Below are 15,507 nucleotides of genomic sequence, written 5' to 3'. Positions count from 1 at the left end.
TTGTTTTTTCATCAAATAAAGTAAAGTTTTCAATGACACAACAACAATTACCTAACGGAGAGTTAGTCCTCCGCACACTGGCTATGCCCGCTGATACCAACGCCAATGGAGATATTTTTGGTGGATGGTTAATGTCACAAATGGATATTGGTGGTGCGATTCTGGCAAAAGAAATTGCGGAAGGCCGTGTTGTCACTGTCAGAGTAGACGGTATTACTTTCCTGAAACCTGTCGCCGTTGGTGATGTCGTCTGCTGCTATGCGCATTGCCTCAAAACCGGTAACAGTTCGATTACCATCAACATCGAAGTCTGGGTGAAGAAAGTCGCCTCTGCACCTGTCGGTCAACGCTATCGTGCAACCGAAGCGGTATTCACTTATGTCGCGGTTAATGAAGATAATGCCTCCCGTCGATTGCCAGAAGGCAAAACCCATTTTCAACTCGCTAGCAGCACTAACGAATAAGGCTAATTATTAATGGAAAAAGGAGCGTGTTAATAATGCTCCTTTTTTATTTCCATTTCCCTGACAATCAGGATTGAGATATACCCGTAATTTTGAATTCAACGGTTGTGATATAACCAACCGCAGGTATTTTTTCAAAGCGCCATTTTCTCATCGCTTTTTTCACCTCCCTTTCAAAAACATTGGGTGGATTAGCGCCAATGACTTCTATATTTTTTACCCGTCCATCTTCATCAATATCATATTTGACTTTTACATAGCCTTCGGTACCCAATGCCGAAGCTCTGGATGGGTAGACAGGTAACGCTTTACTTAATGCCCTTGGCCCATTCTGCGGTTTAACCACAGGTTTATTCTGATTATTATCAGTACGGTTAGCCAACGCATTCTGATTAAACTGCGGTTTTTCCGGTTGTTCAGCTCTCTTTTCAACGGGTTCAGATTGCTTTTTAACAACCTTCTTCTTCACTTCCGGTTTCGGTTTCTTCACCTCTGGTTTTGGAATTACCGGCTCCGGAATAGGTTCCGGCTCCTCTGGCTCTGATTCAGGTTCAGGCGCAGCCGGCTCTGAAACAGGAACTTCTTCAGCCGCTAACTGAATCATAGCGACAGACATAAGTGCAACATCAGACTGTTTTTCCGGCATTGCAGAACAAAAAAGGGCGGCAGCAATAGAAATGTGCAAACAAACTGATAACAATATTGGCCAACGTATCCAGCGCATAAGGGAATTCTTGATTAGCAGCATAATAGTCAATCCTCGAATGACTGCTAGTTTAAATGCAAATAGCAATCATATTCAATAAAGATTGTAGGTGAGCGTGAATATAAGGCCAAAAATGTTATTTTTTCAATGTATCCATTCGCCATGCTGAACAAACAATAAAGCTCGACGCTGTTTATAACCATTTAATTTACGTAGTGAATAAATGCGTAAATTACGTCTTGATTGCCCTTCCAGCCAACGGCGCCGACGGTTAGAATTCTGGCGTAACATCCGCCACCGCCCTACTTCATTCCGACTACGTTTCATAAAGTCATACCTATAAAAATATCACGCTCATTATAAGCCTTTAAAAAAGATATCCAAGGCGTATCTGGATAGTACTTTTTATATCAATAATGCGAAATGACCAATATCAAGTATGATGCTTGCAGTATATACGCCGATTTTTTGGTAAATTCATCGGGTTAATTAGATCGTTTATATCCCGATCTTGAGGAAACTGTGTTAAACGCCACCAAAGATGTCTGAACAAAACAGGATTGATTGCCGAATATGACAACCTTTTATTCCGTCCTAAGTTGGCTTGCTATTTTCTTTTATTGGCTGATTGTTGCCAGTATCACCCTACGCATTCTGATAAAGCGCCGTCCGGTCACCTCCGCTATGACCTGGCTGTTGATTATTTATATCCTTCCCTTAGTTGGAATCATCGCTTACCTGTCGTTTGGCGAGCTGCATTTGGGAAAACGCAGAGTTGAACAAGCAAAAGCTATGTGGCCCTCAACAACCGTATGGCTTGAAGAACTGCGTAAATCTCGTCATATATTCGCCACAGAAAATAGCGAAGTCGCGACGCCTTTATTCCAGCTTTGCGAACGACGACAAGGGCTTGCTGGTGTTAAAGGCAATAAGATCCAACTACTGACAACCTATGACCATTCACTAAAAACCATTATCAAAGATATTGAGAATGCCAAACACAGTATTGATATGGTGTTTTACATCTGGCAATCCGGCGGCTTGGTTGAGCAAGTGACTGATGCTCTTATGGCCGCAGCACACCGAGGCGTCAGATGCCGTATTATGGTGGATTCAGCCGGTAGCTGGTTATATTGCCGTAGCCAATACCCAGATATCATGCGTCAGGCGGGAATTGAATTTGTTGAAGCTTTGCCGGTCAACATATTCCGCCTATTTCTACGCCGAATGGATCTGCGCCAGCATCGTAAAATTATCTTGATAGATGATTATATTTCTTATGCCGGTAGTATGAATATGGTCGATCCGCGCTTCTTTAAACAAGATGCCGGCGTCGGACAATGGATCGATATCATGGTGCGCATGGAAGGACCAGTTACCACGACTATGGGGGTTATTTACGCTTGTGACTGGGAAATGGAAACAGGTCAACGTATTTTTCCGCCATCACCGGATAGCAATATTATGCCATTTGAACAGGCCAGCGGGCACACAACTCAGGTTATTGCATCCGGCCCTGGATTTCCCGAGGAATTGATTCAACAATCTTTAATGACGGCTATTTTCTCTGCCCGTAAGCAACTGATTTTAACTACCCCTTATTTTGTTCCCAGTGATGACCTGATACATGCTATTTGCACCGCGGCTTTACGAGGGGTTGAAGTTATTATTATCGTTCCACGCAGAAATAATTTCTTCTTAGTGCGTTGGGCAAGCCGTGCATTTTTTGCTGAATTGTTAAACGCCGGGGTTAAGATTTACCAGTTTGAAGATGGCTTGCTGCATACCAAAAGCGTTTTGGTTGATGGTCAACTCAGCATGGTGGGTTCAGTGAATCTCGATATGCGTAGCCTGTGGCTAAATTTCGAAATTACCGTAGTTATTGATGATGAAAACTTTGGTAATGATCTGACACTGGTGCAATATGATTATATCGCCCATTCTACATTGCTGGAAACCAAGGAGTGGGAACAACGCCCTTTGTGGCATCGGATAATTGAACGTATTTGTTACTTTTTTAGCCCACTACTGTGACCAACACCCCCATCTTTAATAAGATGGGGGGTACCAATCAATGCGCTGTCATGCTTTAATTCTCCCATCATTACTGACAAATGAATTGATATGGGCAACCACTCTTCACAATTTATGGACTTAAATCTCAATAACCGCATGACAGAAGATGAAACCCTTGAGAAAGCCTATGACATCTTTCTTGAGCTAGCTTCATCCAACCTAGATCCCGCTGATATTCTGCTATTTAGCTTACAATTCGAAATACGTGGCGGCGCAGAATTATTGCCCCCTTCTGATGAGTGGCTTGAATATGTGGATTTCAATCCAAACCCTGATTTTTTTGCCGAGGTCATTATCGGGCTGGCAGAATCTGAAGATGCCGAGATCAACGATGTTTTCGCTCGCATCCTTATTTGCCGGGAAAAATCTCACCCGATTTACCATATTTTGTGGAAAGATTGAAAAATTAAGGTCAGTGATTTTATCTGCTATTTTTTTATTCAAAGAGTGAGAGCTACCCGTTTTGATGCAGGTCTGAATCCCAACACAAAACCCCAAAAGTAACTCTCACATTTAATGCCTTACAATATTCCTCAATAACTACAATATTCCTCAGTAACTACAATCGATTAACCTTAACTACAATGGGTCAACCTTCAAACAAGACACGGCATGGCGGAAACTTCCTTCCATCAATGGCCGTGTTTTAGCACATTCAGGATCTGCCATTGGACAACGTGTACGAAAAATGCATCCTGATGGCGGATTGATGGGTGACGGTAATTCTCCCTCCAATAATTCAATGTGTTTATTTCGTTCTTTATCTGGATCAGGCACCGGTACCGCCGACATCAACGCTTTGGTATAGGGATGTTGTGGATTATGATAAACCTCATCATAAGTGCCCAGTTCCACCGCATGTCCAAGGTACATCACCAACACGCGATCAGAGATATGTTTAACCACCGCCAAATCATGGGCGATAAAAATCAGCGACAGCCCCATTTCCCGTTGTAATTCCTGCAATAGGTTCACTACCTGAGCTTGAATAGATACATCAAGTGCGGATACCGGCTCATCACAAATCACCAACTTAGGTTCAAGAATAAGCGCACGAGCAATCCCGATACGTTGACACTGACCACCAGAAAATTCATGCGGGTAGCGGTTAATCAGATTCGGCAGTAATCCAACCTTCATCATCATTGTTTTTACCCGCTCTTTAATTTCCGGCTCTTTCATCTTTGTATGATAAGCGCGCAGCGGCTCGGCGATAATATCGCCAATCGTCATTCGCGGGTTTAAGGATGCTAATGGGTCCTGGAATATCATCTGGATATCACTACGAATATCCCGCCACTGTTTATCATCCATATCCAGCAGGCTTTTTCCCAACCAAGTTACTGAACCACCAGAAGACTTGACCAATCCAATTATCGCACGAGCAAAAGTCGATTTACCGCAACCCGATTCACCAACCACACCAAGAGTTTCCCCTTCGTATAACCTTAATGTAACGCCATCAACCGCTTTCAAGGTTTTTGTTGGTTGCCAGAACCACTGTTTGCCATCTTTGATATCAAAGTGAACTTTTAGATCTGCTACTTCCAGCAGCACTCGTCTTTCTTCAATCGGACTCATACCAATTCCTCCGGCGCTTTAAAGCAAGCTCGTAAACGCCCGTCGCCAAATGTCTCTAACCCTGGTTCACAATCTACACAACGACCTACTGAAAACTGACAGCGGGGCTGGAACGGACACCCTTTCGGCAATCGTAATAAGTTAGGCGGATTTCCGGGAATAGTCGTCAACGACGCTTCATCACCATCAAGACGTGGAACAGCATTAAGCAGGCCAATAGAATAAGGATGAGTTGGTTGATAAAACACTTCACGAGCCGAACCATATTCCATCGTTCTCCCCGCATACATCACCAACACTTTGTCACAAATACCGGCAACCACCCCCAAATCGTGAGTAATCATAATAATCGCGGTATTAAACTCCCGTTTCAGCTCATTCAGTAAGGTCATAATCTGAGCCTGAACTGTGACATCAAGTGCGGTTGTCGGTTCGTCAGCAATCAACAATTTTGGTCGACATAACAACGCCATCGCGATCATCACACGCTGACGCATTCCACCAGAAAATTCATGCGGATACATTCGCATTCGTTTAAGCGCTTCCGGCATTTTGACGGCATCCAGCATCCGAATCGATTCAAGGTATGCCTCGCTTTTACTCATATGCTTATGCAACATCAATACTTCTGTCAGTTGATCGCCGATACGCATATAAGGATTGAGAGATGTCATTGGGTCCTGAAATATCATTGATATCTCTTCCGCTCTCATGCGGTTAAGCGCTTTTTCTTCAAGGTTAAGAATTTCCCTACCATTAAAAATAGCGGAACCGCCAATTTTGCCGTTTCTGGCAAGCAGCCCCATCAAAGCAAAAGCAGTTTGTGATTTTCCAGAACCAGATTCACCCACAATCCCTAGTGTTTCCCCTGCTCGTAAATCAAAATTCAGCTTGTTCACCGCCGTAACATCCCCGTCCGGGGTACTAAAAGTTACGTCCAACTCTTTAACAATTAACAACGGTTCAGAACTTTTCTGGTTTTTAACGCTGTCCATGTTACCTCCTTAACGATCTTTCGGATCGAGGGCATCACGCAAGCCATCGCCGATAAAGTTAAAACAAAACAGTGTCACCACCAGAAAACCGGCAGGAAACAACAGTAACCACGGGGAAACTTCCATCGAATTCGCACCATCGCTTAACAGTGCTCCCCAACTGCTTAATGGTTCTTGAGTCCCCAATCCCAGAAAGCTAAGAAACGATTCAAACAGAATCATACTCGGCACTAATAAAGATGCATAAACCACCACCACTCCCAATACATTAGGGACAATATGGCGCAGCACAATATGACGGGTTGACACACCACACACCAGCGCCGCTTCAATAAACTCCTTACGTTTTAGGCTTAATGTCTGACCACGGACAATACGCGCCATATCCAGCCATGACACCATACCGATGGCGACAAATATCAGAAAAATATTCTGTCCGAAGAAGGTCACCAACAGAATCACAAAGAACATGAATGGAAATGAGTTCAGAATTTCCAGCAGACGCATCATTACTGAGTCTATTTTTCCACCCAAATAGCCAGATAATGATCCATATAAGGTTCCGACGACTACCGCCACCAAAGCGGCTGCAATCCCAACCATCAACGAAATGCGTCCTCCAATAGCAACACGCACCAGCAAATCACGTCCAGAAGAATCTGTGCCAAAATAGTGACCTGACTCAGAATCAGGCGGCATCGACATCATGGCCCAGTCAGTATCATCATAAGTGAATTGAGCCAACATCGGCGCCAGGATCACAAACAAGGTAATCAAAGATAACAGACACAAACTGGCAATCGCTGCCCGGTTGTGAATAAAACGGCGTCGTGCATCCTGCCACAAACTACGGCCTTCAATTTCTAATTGCTCAGAGAAATTTTCCAGAGCTTCGCTGTTTTGTTTATTAACTATCATTGCGTGCTCCAGTCTTAATAACGAATTTTCGGATCGATAACAGCGTACAACACATCAACAATCGCATTGAAAAAAATAGTCAAGCTACCAACTAAAATCGTCAGACTTAACACTAACGAATAGTCACGGTTTAATGCGCCATTAACAAACAACTGCCCTATTCCCGGCAACCCGAAGATCGTTTCAATCACCATCGAACCGGTAATAATGCCGACAAAAGCAGGCCCCATATAAGAGATAACCGGTAACAATGCGGGCTTTAAAGCATGGCGGAAAATGATGACACGTAATGGCAACCCCTTGGCACGCGCAGTACGGATAAAGTTAGAGTGCAACACTTCTATCATCGAACTACGGGTAATACGGGAGATACTGGCGATATAGGCCAAAGAGAGCGCCACCATCGGTAAAATCATATATTTGGGCGCACCGCCATTCCAACCTCCTCCCGGCAACCATTTAAGATGAATAGCAAATCCCAGTACTAGCAACGGCGCCACGACAAAACCTGGGATAACAACCCCCGTCATGGCGAATCCCATAACCGTATAATCCCACTTGGTATTTTGGTTAAGTGCAGCAATAACCCCGGCGCTGACCCCCAAGACAACCGCCATGATAAATGCCGAAGCCCCTAATTTAGCCGATACTGGAAAGGCTGTTGCGACGAGATCGTTAACCGAGTAGTCCTTATATTTGAAAGAAGGCCCAAAATCTCCTTTAGTGAGTTGAATTAAATAATCAAAATATTGCTTATAAATTGGGTCGTTCAAATGATATTTCGCTTCAATGTTTGCCATCACTTCTGGCGGCAGTTTTCGCTCGCCGGTAAATGGGCTGCCTGGCGCCAGTCGCATCATGAAAAACGAAATAGTGATAAGAATAAAAAGTGTCGGGATCGCCTCTAAACAACGGCGTAAAATAAACTTAAGCATCGCCCGTTCCTATGTGTTGGCCCTTAACCCTGGCCTTAAAATAATTTGGCACTAAAGCAGCCCTTTCCGGGCTGCTTTACAACGATTAGTGTTTGATAATATAAAAATCTTTGGTGTGTAAATTATCCAAAGGATCTTTCCCTGTATAGCCACCAACATAGGGCTTCACTAACCGGGTATTCACATAGTAATAAAGCGGGACAATAGCCGAATCTTTATCTAACTGCGCCTCTGCTCTCTGGTAAACAGCAGCACGTTCATCATCTGTTGCCACTTTCAGAGATTCTTTCATCAGTTTATCAAACTCATCACTCTTATAATGAGCTGTGTTATTACTACTATAAGAAAGCATTGAATTCAGGAATGAAGAAGGTTCGTTATAATCCGCACACCACCCCGCACGAGCTACGTCATAATTCCCCTGATGTCGAGTATCAAGGAAAGTTTTCCACTCTTGATTTTCTAAACGAACATCAGCACCTAAATTTTTCTTCCAAATAGAAGCTACCGCGATGGCAATTTTCTTATGCAGATCGGAAGTGTTATAAAGCAAATTAAATTTCAGTGGGTTATCTTTATTATAACCTGCTTCCGCCAGTAATTTTTTGGCCTCCTGGTTGCGCTGTTCCTGACTCCAACCAGTAAACCACACTGGTTTCATCTCTTTCATACCATCAGTAACCGGCGGTGTATAACCGGAAGCAGGGATATCACCCTGTGCTTTTACTTTATTGGTCACAATGTCTCGGTCCATAGCCAATTTCAGTGCAGTACGGACGCGGGGATCATTAAATGGGGGTTTTTCGTTATTAATTTCGTAGTAGTAAGTACATAAATATGGACTAACACGCAGTTCGTCCGGGATCTCTTTTTTCAGTTTCTGGAATAGCTCAATCGGCAAATTGGTATAAGTCATATCAATTTCACCACTGCGATAACGGTTGACATCCGTGACCTCTGACGAAATTGGCAGGAAAGTAACCTGATCAATAATGGTATTTTTGTTATCCCAGTATGTCGGGCTACGCTCCATCACAATACGTTCGTTAACTACCCAATTTTTCAGTTTATAAGCCCCATTACCGACAAAATTCTGTGGCTGAGTCCATTTTTCGCCATATTTTTCTACCGTAGCTTTATGCACCGGTGACATGGAAGAGTGAGCCAAAAGCCTTGGTAAATAAGGAACCGCTTCGCTCAATGTAAGCTGCAATGTATAGTCATCCAGCGCCTTTACTCCCAGAGCATCTGGTTTCTTTTTGCCACCGATAATGTCGTCAATATTGGTGATATGGGCGTACTGGAGGTAACTTTCATAGGGAGAAGCGGTATTAGGATCAGCCAGACGTTGCCAACTGTAAACAAAATCATGGGCCGTGACAGGATCGCCATTAGACCACTTAGAATCTTTACGCATATGGAATGTCCAGACGGTAAAGTCTTTATTTTCCCAACTGGTCGCAGAACCCGGTAAAATTTCACCATTCGGGCCAACGATGACAACACCTTCAAACAAATCACGTGCCAAATGTGATTCTGGCACCCCTTCAATCTTATGCGGATCTAACGATTGCGGTTCAGAGCCGTTATTACGGACTAAAACCTGTTTATCAGCTAATTGAACGCCATCAGGTACTTTTGCAGCAAAGACCTGACTTGCCATTACCATACTCAGTGCAGCACTGATGCTGACAGTAAGTAGTCTCTTTTTCGTTGTGTTTATCATCTTTTTCTACTCCAATTTTATACCGTCAAACTTGTTCGGCCGACGGCCCAGAAATAAGGGGTGGATTACTACCCGCATCCAAAAGGAACGATTTTGTTTGCAGGAACTCAGTAACTCTTTTGAATAAAGCTACTGTTTAATTTTTTTCATATACAGTCGCTTAATATCCATATAATCCAATGGGTCTTTCCCTGAAAACCCTCCCACTGATGGGCTAACAAGCCTTACACTCACCCGGTAATAAACGGGAATCAGCACCGAGTCTTTATCCAGTTGAAACTCAGCTTGCTGGTATAATTTCTTACGCTCAATAGCGTCCTTAGCGATTAATGCCTGTTCCAGATAGCTATCAAAATTTTTATTCTGATAGAAAGCCGTGTTATTACTGCTGTCTGACAGCAACATGTTTAAAAACGCCGTAGGTTCATTGTAATCAGCACACCAGGTTGCTCTAGTCACCTCATAATTCCCTTGGTGGCGGCTTTCAAGAGAAGTTTTCCATTCCTGATTCTGCAAAATCACATCCGCTCCCAAATTCTTTTTCCACATGGATGCGGCGGCGATAGCCTGCTGTTTATTTTGCTCAGAGGTGTTGTATAGCAATGTGAACTTCAATGGATTCGCCTGATTGAAACCGGCCTGAGCTAACAATTCTCTGGCGCGTTTATTGCGCTGCTCCTGTGTCCAATTAGCCCATTCTGGCTTAACAAAATCGCCGCCACCGATAAATGTTGGCGTAAAACCATAAGCCGGTATTTGCCCCTGCCCCATAATTTTTCCGGCAATAATATCCCTATCGAGACTTAACTTGACGGCTTCGCGGACTCTGACATCAGTAAACGGCGGTTTTTTATTGTTAATTTCGTAATAAAATGTACAAAGATAAGGACTGACGCGAACCTGATCAGGAATCTCTTTCTTCATTTTCTGATACAGAGTCGGCGGGATAGCACTGTTGGTGATATTTATCTCTCCACTACGATAGCGGTTAATATCACTGGTTTCAGATTGAAGGGGTAAAAGAGTCGCTTGATCAATAACTGTTTTTGCATTGTTCCAATATCGAGGGTTGCGTTCGATCACTATCCGCTCATTGACCACCCACTCTTTCAACGAATACGCCCCATTACCGACATAATTTTCTGGCAACGTCCATTTATTACCCAACTTTTCAACTACATCCTTTTTCACCGGTTTCATTGCCGTATGACTGAGCATACTGACGAAATAAGGCACGGGATGCGTCAGAGTCACCTGTAAACGATGATCATCCAGCGCTTTTACGCCCAACTGATCAGGCGATTTTTTACCCCTCAGAACATCACCAACATTTTCAACGTAAGCATATTGAAGATAGCTGGCATAAGGCGAACCTACTTTTGGGTCAGCTAATCGTTGCCAGCTATAGACAAAATCGTGGGCAGTGACAGGCGCTCCATCACTCCATTTAGCATTATCACGCAGATAAAAAGTCCATACCTTGTAATCCTGATTTTCCCAATGGGTGGCAACACCTGGCACAACTACTCCCTCGGAGCCGGTACTTACTAACCCTTCCAAGAGATTAAGAATAATATTGGTTTCTGGTACGCCTTCGACTTTATGCGGATCAAGCGAAGCAACCTCTGTGCCATTATTAATAATAATTTTCTGCTTATCCGCAAGTTTCACACCATCTGGAAGTTCAGCGGCAGACACGGCTGTAACAGGAAATGCTGATGATAAAAATATACAGTAAATAAACTTATATAATTCTAATTGTTTGATCTTCATTTTTTACCTCCAGTTTGATGGACTTATTCATTCCACATATCCCATCAAGGCCGGTATCTTCACATTATTTAGCCCAAAGTAACGGATTAAATATTAAAGCGGACTTATCATATCAACTGTTAAAATATCGCGCCCATATTGCAAAAATCATCCTTACAAACAACTTAGTGCGACCTATTACATTAATTGATAAAACACGCCAATAACCACTATAACTAACTGATATTTATAAAATTACCAACTTTAAACTTAACTAAAATAGTAAACAAAGCTAGACCAAAGATGAAAATAAACATAATTTTAACAAATTGCAATCAATGCAAATTAAAAACCTACATTCATCACAAAACAGTGGTGGAAGCAACCAGTTACACATTGAACTAGCAGGAAAGAATAATTTAGAAAAATATTGGGTTATTTGTATAAAATTCAGGGAGTACCGGTAAAAGAAGTGAGAAAAGCCTATGATATAAGCTTTATAATAAAAATGATAAGAATATTATAATTTGTAATTTCACCAGAAAAAAACTAACACCTTTTATCGTAAATCATATCAAAGCAACCCTGGGAATAGCGCTCTGATCCCTGTCACAATCAGTTCAATTCCCAAAGACATCAACAACAGCCCCATAATTCGAGTGATAACGTTAATACCTGTTTGCCCCAGATATTTGACGACTAAAGGCGCAGATCGAAATAATAACCAGCAGCAAAAAGCAAACAATGCACTGGTAAGCACCAACCCAAGAAAATTCCGCCATCCCTGATAACGAGAACTCCAGACAATACAAGAACTGATTGCGCCGGGACCTGCCATTAACGGCAATGCCAGCGGCACAACACCAACACTTTCTCTAATGGCGGTTTCCGACTTTTCCTGCTTATTCTGCTTGTCCTCTCCAAGCTTACCGTTAATCATCGACATCGCGATGGTCACCACCAAAATTCCGCCAGCAATACGAAAAGAGTCAATGGAAATGCCAAACATACGTAGTATTGCGTCACCTAACAGTAAAGCGGTCCATAAAATAATGGCAACAGAAGTATTGGCAATCAAGTTAGTTCTATTACGAGCCGACTGGGCTTGGTAGTGAGTCATGCTGATAAAAACCGGCAAAATACCAACAGGATTGACCAGTGCAAACAACCCAACAAAAAACTTAATGTAACCAGAAAAATCCAGCAGTAAGTCACCCACAAATAACCTCTACAAAGTTACGCTGTGTTATTAAAAATATTCTTGTGATCGCTCACCAAAAAATCACAGAACACTTAATTTTTTCTTCACTTTATACTGGTAAAGTTCCATTTTCCATCGACCGCAACTCATTTTCCAATTTAAAATATCTTATATAACAAGTTGTTAACCCAATATTTTCATTAGATTAGAAATTTAACCTTATTTAACTCTAATTTACACTCATTCAATAATAACTATCATCAACCTGAGCTGAAAGGAGTCAGCTTGAGATTTATGTGATTAAGATCAATATATACTTAATACCAAATGGTAACCTGTAGCTACCAAAAAATCACCAAGCTAAATAGTCTAAAAAATACTTATTTATTGATATTAAAAGATTTTTAATATTTTCAGGAGTACTTCTTTATGACTGTAACTCATGTTACTGAACTGCACGAACTGGTTGCCAGGGTAAAAAAAGCACAACGTGAATTTGCTAACTTTTCTCAGGAGCAAGTTGACAAAATCTTCCGCGCTGCGGCTCTTGCAGCAGCAGACGCACGTATCCCTTTAGCAAAATTAGCTGTAGCAGAATCTGGTATGGGCATTGTCGAAGACAAAGTGATCAAAAACCACTTTGCTTCCGAATATATCTATAACGCTTATAAAGATGATAAAACCTGCGGCATTTTGTCTGAAAACAAAACATTCGGCACCATCACTATCGCTGAACCTATTGGCTTAATTTGCGGTATTGTGCCAACCACAAACCCAACATCTACCGCTATTTTTAAGGCTCTTATCAGTCTAAAAACCCGTAACGGTATTATTTTCTCCCCCCACCCCCGCGCTAAAAAAGCAACAACCAAAGCAGCAGAGTTAGTTCTGTCCGCTGCGGTTGCGGCAGGGGCGCCAAAAGATATTATTGGCTGGATTGATGAACCCTCTGTTGAACTTTCCAATGCATTGATGCATCACCAGGATATCAATCTGATCCTGGCGACCGGTGGTCCGGGGATGGTCACAGCGGCATACAGCTCTGGTAAGCCCGCAATCGGCGTCGGTGCCGGCAACACCCCAGTTGTCATTGATGAATCGGCTGATATTAAACGTGCTATTGCGTCTATTCTGATGTCCAAAACCTTTGACAACGGCGTCATCTGCGCTTCAGAACAATCCGTTATCGTGGTGGATGCTGTTTATGAACAGGTCCGTAAACGATTTTTTACGCATGGCGGTTATCTGTTACAAGGCGAGGAACTGAAAGCTGTTCAAGATATCATTCTAAAAAACGGTTCTCTAAATGCGGAGATTGTTGGCCAACCGGCAACAAAAATTGCCGAAATGGCAGGCATCCATGTTCCGGAAAGGACCAAAATCTTGATTGGCGAAGTGAGTTTGATTGATGAAACAGAACCCTTTGCTCACGAAAAACTATCCCCGTTGCTCGCTATGTATCGTGGTAATAGTTTTGAAGATGCCGTAGAAAAGGCAGAAAAATTGGTTGAAATGGGTGGAATTGGTCACACTTCCTGCTTGTATACCGATCAGGACAATCAGGCGGCACGAATCAAGTATTTCGGCGATAAAATGAAAACGGCTCGTATTCTAGTGAATACACCGGCTTCTCAGGGAGGTATCGGCGATCTCTACAATTTCAAGCTTGCTCCATCTCTGACACTAGGTTGCGGCTCCTGGGGAGGAAATTCCATCTCTGAAAATGTCGGGCCAAAACACCTCATCAACACCAAAACCGTGGCGAAAAGAGCAGAAAATATGCTGTGGCATAAACTTCCGAAATCAATTTACTTCCGTCGCGGTTCCCTGCCTGTGGCATTAGAAGAAGTAGCAACCGACGGCGCAAAACGCGCCTTTATCGTAACGGACCGTTTCTTATTCAATCATGGTTATGCCGATCAAGTCACTGATGTACTGAAATCCCACGGGATAGAAACAGAAGTTTTTTTTGAAGTTGAAGCAGATCCGACTCTAAGCACGGTTCGTAAAGGCGCGGAACAAATGCACTCATTCAAACCGGACATTATTATCGCCTTGGGGGGAGGCTCCCCAATGGATGCGGCCAAAATCATGTGGGTGATGTATGAACACCCTGAAACCCATTTCGAAGAGTTAGCTCTACGATTTATGGATATCCGTAAACGCATCTATAGATTCCCAAAAATGGGGGTTAAAGCGAAAATGGTCGCCATCACCACAACTTCCGGCACCGGTTCTGAAGTAACCCCATTTGCGGTTGTCACTGACGATGCAACCGGCCAGAAATATCCACTGGCAGATTATGAATTGACTCCTAATATCGCCATCGTTGATGCCAATCTAGTCATGGATATGCCAGAATCACTCTGTGCTTTTGGTGGACTGGATGCCGTCACCCACGCTCTGGAAGCTTACGTGTCAGTCTTAGCAAACGAATACTCTGACGGGCAGGCACTGCAAGCGCTAAAACTGCTAAAAGAGTTCCTACCTGCCAGCTATCACGAAGGCGCCACTAATCCAGTTGCCCGTGAACGGGTTCATAACGCAGCAACTATCGCAGGGATTGCATTTGCTAACGCCTTCTTGGGCGTATGTCACTCAATGGCGCATAAACTAGGTTCGGAGTTCCATATCCCTCATGGCTTGGCTAACGCGCTGCTAATCTGTAACGTTATTCGCTATAACGCTAACGATAACCCAACCAAACAGACTGCATTCAGCCAATATGATCGCCCACAGGCCCGCCGCCGTTACGCTGAAATTGCCGATCACCTCGGTTTATCCGCTACTGGCGACCGGACTGTAACAAAAATTGAAAAACTATTAGCCTGGCTAGAAGAACTCAAGTCTGAGCTAGGTATTCCAACATCTATCCGCGAAGCGGGCGTTCAAGAAGCTGACTTCCTGGCAAAAATTGATAAGTTATCCGAAGATGCCTTCGACGACCAATGTACCGGCGCTAACCCACGCTATCCACTGATTTCTGAGCTGAAACAATTGCTGTTGGATTCATACTATGGACGAGAATTCACTGAAACCATCGCAGCAGAAGAAAGCCGATAAGAACAAATTTATTAACTGATTGAATATCACTTAAGGGCGCTAATATCAGCGCCCTTTAACTCACCGCTGTGCCCTATTGTTAATACAAAC

General features: G+C 43.1%; 13 protein-coding genes. 4 read left to right on the top strand and 9 right to left on the bottom strand.

Annotated elements, in window-relative coordinates; all coding sequences use genetic code 11:
• Positions 1–32 precede the first annotated feature (32 nt).
• Positions 33–464 (top strand): acyl-CoA thioester hydrolase YciA, encoded by a 432-nt coding sequence (gene yciA, locus EAE92_RS10745; RefSeq protein ID WP_036805693.1) that lies wholly within the window; start codon positions 33–35, stop codon positions 462–464.
• A 67-nt stretch (positions 465–531) separates the two neighbouring features.
• On the opposite strand, the gene tonB is transcribed toward yciA, so the two are convergent.
• Positions 532–1,212 (bottom strand): TonB system transport protein TonB, encoded by a 681-nt coding sequence (gene tonB, locus EAE92_RS10740; protein WP_214068067.1) that lies wholly within the window; start codon positions 1,210–1,212, stop codon positions 532–534.
• A gap of 102 nt (positions 1,213–1,314) precedes the next feature.
• Positions 1,315–1,497, bottom strand: coding sequence for a YciY family protein (locus tag EAE92_RS10735; protein ID WP_036777128.1), 183 nt, complete (start codon positions 1,495–1,497; stop codon positions 1,315–1,317).
• A 246-nt stretch (positions 1,498–1,743) separates the two neighbouring features.
• On the opposite strand from EAE92_RS10735, the gene cls reads away from it, so the two are divergent.
• Together cls and EAE92_RS10725 are read left to right on the top strand one after the other, a co-directional pair.
• A complete protein-coding gene (gene cls / locus EAE92_RS10730) occupies positions 1,744–3,204 on the top strand; it encodes a cardiolipin synthase (protein WP_214068066.1) in 1,461 nt (486 codons plus the stop codon).
• Between the two features lie 114 nt (positions 3,205–3,318).
• Entirely contained in the window at positions 3,319–3,648 is a 330-nt protein-coding gene (locus EAE92_RS10725) for an HI1450 family dsDNA-mimic protein (protein ID WP_214068102.1), read from the top strand.
• A 177-nt stretch (positions 3,649–3,825) separates the two neighbouring features.
• Here EAE92_RS10725 and oppF read toward each other — a convergent pair whose 3' ends face one another.
• From oppF to EAE92_RS10690, 7 genes are all read right to left on the bottom strand, one after another.
• On the bottom strand, positions 3,826–4,827 hold the full coding sequence (oppF, locus tag EAE92_RS10720; RefSeq protein WP_214068065.1) for a murein tripeptide/oligopeptide ABC transporter ATP binding protein OppF: 1,002 nt from the start codon (positions 4,825–4,827) through the stop codon (positions 3,826–3,828).
• A complete protein-coding gene (oppD, locus tag EAE92_RS10715) occupies positions 4,824–5,822 on the bottom strand; it encodes an ABC transporter ATP-binding protein (protein WP_214068064.1) in 999 nt (332 codons plus the stop codon). Before oppD ends, oppF begins: the two co-directional genes overlap by 4 nt.
• A gap of 9 nt (positions 5,823–5,831) precedes the next feature.
• Entirely contained in the window at positions 5,832–6,740 is a 909-nt protein-coding gene (gene oppC, locus EAE92_RS10710; RefSeq protein ID WP_036777138.1) for an oligopeptide ABC transporter permease OppC, read from the bottom strand.
• A gap of 14 nt (positions 6,741–6,754) precedes the next feature.
• Positions 6,755–7,675 carry an oligopeptide ABC transporter permease OppB gene (oppB, locus tag EAE92_RS10705; protein WP_036777141.1) on the bottom strand — a complete coding sequence of 307 codons (921 nt, stop codon included), beginning with the start codon at positions 7,673–7,675 and terminating at the stop codon, positions 6,755–6,757.
• Between the two features lie 85 nt (positions 7,676–7,760).
• Positions 7,761–9,401, bottom strand: a complete 1,641-nt coding sequence (oppA, locus tag EAE92_RS10700; RefSeq protein WP_214068063.1) for an oligopeptide ABC transporter substrate-binding protein OppA — start codon at positions 9,399–9,401, stop codon at positions 7,761–7,763.
• A gap of 129 nt (positions 9,402–9,530) precedes the next feature.
• Positions 9,531–11,174: an ABC transporter substrate-binding protein gene (locus EAE92_RS10695; protein ID WP_214068062.1), complete on the bottom strand. Its 1,644-nt coding sequence runs from the start codon at positions 11,172–11,174 to the stop codon at positions 9,531–9,533.
• A gap of 553 nt (positions 11,175–11,727) precedes the next feature.
• On the bottom strand, positions 11,728–12,372 hold the full coding sequence (locus EAE92_RS10690) for a YchE family NAAT transporter (protein ID WP_214068061.1): 645 nt from the start codon (positions 12,370–12,372) through the stop codon (positions 11,728–11,730).
• 411 nt (positions 12,373–12,783) lie between these two features.
• Here EAE92_RS10690 and adhE point away from each other — a divergent pair, with 411 nt between their 5' ends.
• The gene (gene adhE / locus EAE92_RS10685) at positions 12,784–15,417 is read left to right on the top strand and encodes a bifunctional acetaldehyde-CoA/alcohol dehydrogenase (protein WP_214068060.1); all 2,634 of its coding nucleotides are present in this window, start codon (positions 12,784–12,786) and stop codon (positions 15,415–15,417) included.
• Positions 15,418–15,507: the final 90 nt, after the last annotated feature.

The sequence above is a fragment of the Photorhabdus hainanensis genome, assembly GCF_018448965.1.
Classification (GTDB): domain Bacteria; phylum Pseudomonadota; class Gammaproteobacteria; order Enterobacterales; family Enterobacteriaceae; genus Photorhabdus; species Photorhabdus akhurstii.
This window is presented reverse-complemented; position numbering and strand designations above follow the sequence as displayed.

Coding starts and splice junctions, on each gene's coding strand:
- adhE (WP_214068060.1), top strand. CDS start 12,784: ATGACTGTAACTCATGTTACTGAACTGCACGAACTGGTTGCCAGGGTA.
- yciA (WP_036805693.1), top strand. CDS start 33: ATGACACAACAACAATTACCTAACGGAGAGTTAGTCCTCCGCACACTG.
- tonB (WP_214068067.1), bottom strand. CDS start 1,212: ATGCTGCTAATCAAGAATTCCCTTATGCGCTGGATACGTTGGCCAATA.
- EAE92_RS10735 (WP_036777128.1), bottom strand. CDS start 1,497: ATGAAACGTAGTCGGAATGAAGTAGGGCGGTGGCGGATGTTACGCCAG.
- oppF (WP_214068065.1), bottom strand. CDS start 4,827: ATGAGTCCGATTGAAGAAAGACGAGTGCTGCTGGAAGTAGCAGATCTA.
- oppD (WP_214068064.1), bottom strand. CDS start 5,822: ATGGACAGCGTTAAAAACCAGAAAAGTTCTGAACCGTTGTTAATTGTT.
- cls (WP_214068066.1), top strand. CDS start 1,744: ATGACAACCTTTTATTCCGTCCTAAGTTGGCTTGCTATTTTCTTTTAT.
- EAE92_RS10695 (WP_214068062.1), bottom strand. CDS start 11,174: ATGAAGATCAAACAATTAGAATTATATAAGTTTATTTACTGTATATTT.
- EAE92_RS10725 (WP_214068102.1), top strand. CDS start 3,319: ATGGACTTAAATCTCAATAACCGCATGACAGAAGATGAAACCCTTGAG.
- oppA (WP_214068063.1), bottom strand. CDS start 9,401: ATGATAAACACAACGAAAAAGAGACTACTTACTGTCAGCATCAGTGCT.
- oppB (WP_036777141.1), bottom strand. CDS start 7,675: ATGCTTAAGTTTATTTTACGCCGTTGTTTAGAGGCGATCCCGACACTT.
- oppC (WP_036777138.1), bottom strand. CDS start 6,740: ATGATAGTTAATAAACAAAACAGCGAAGCTCTGGAAAATTTCTCTGAG.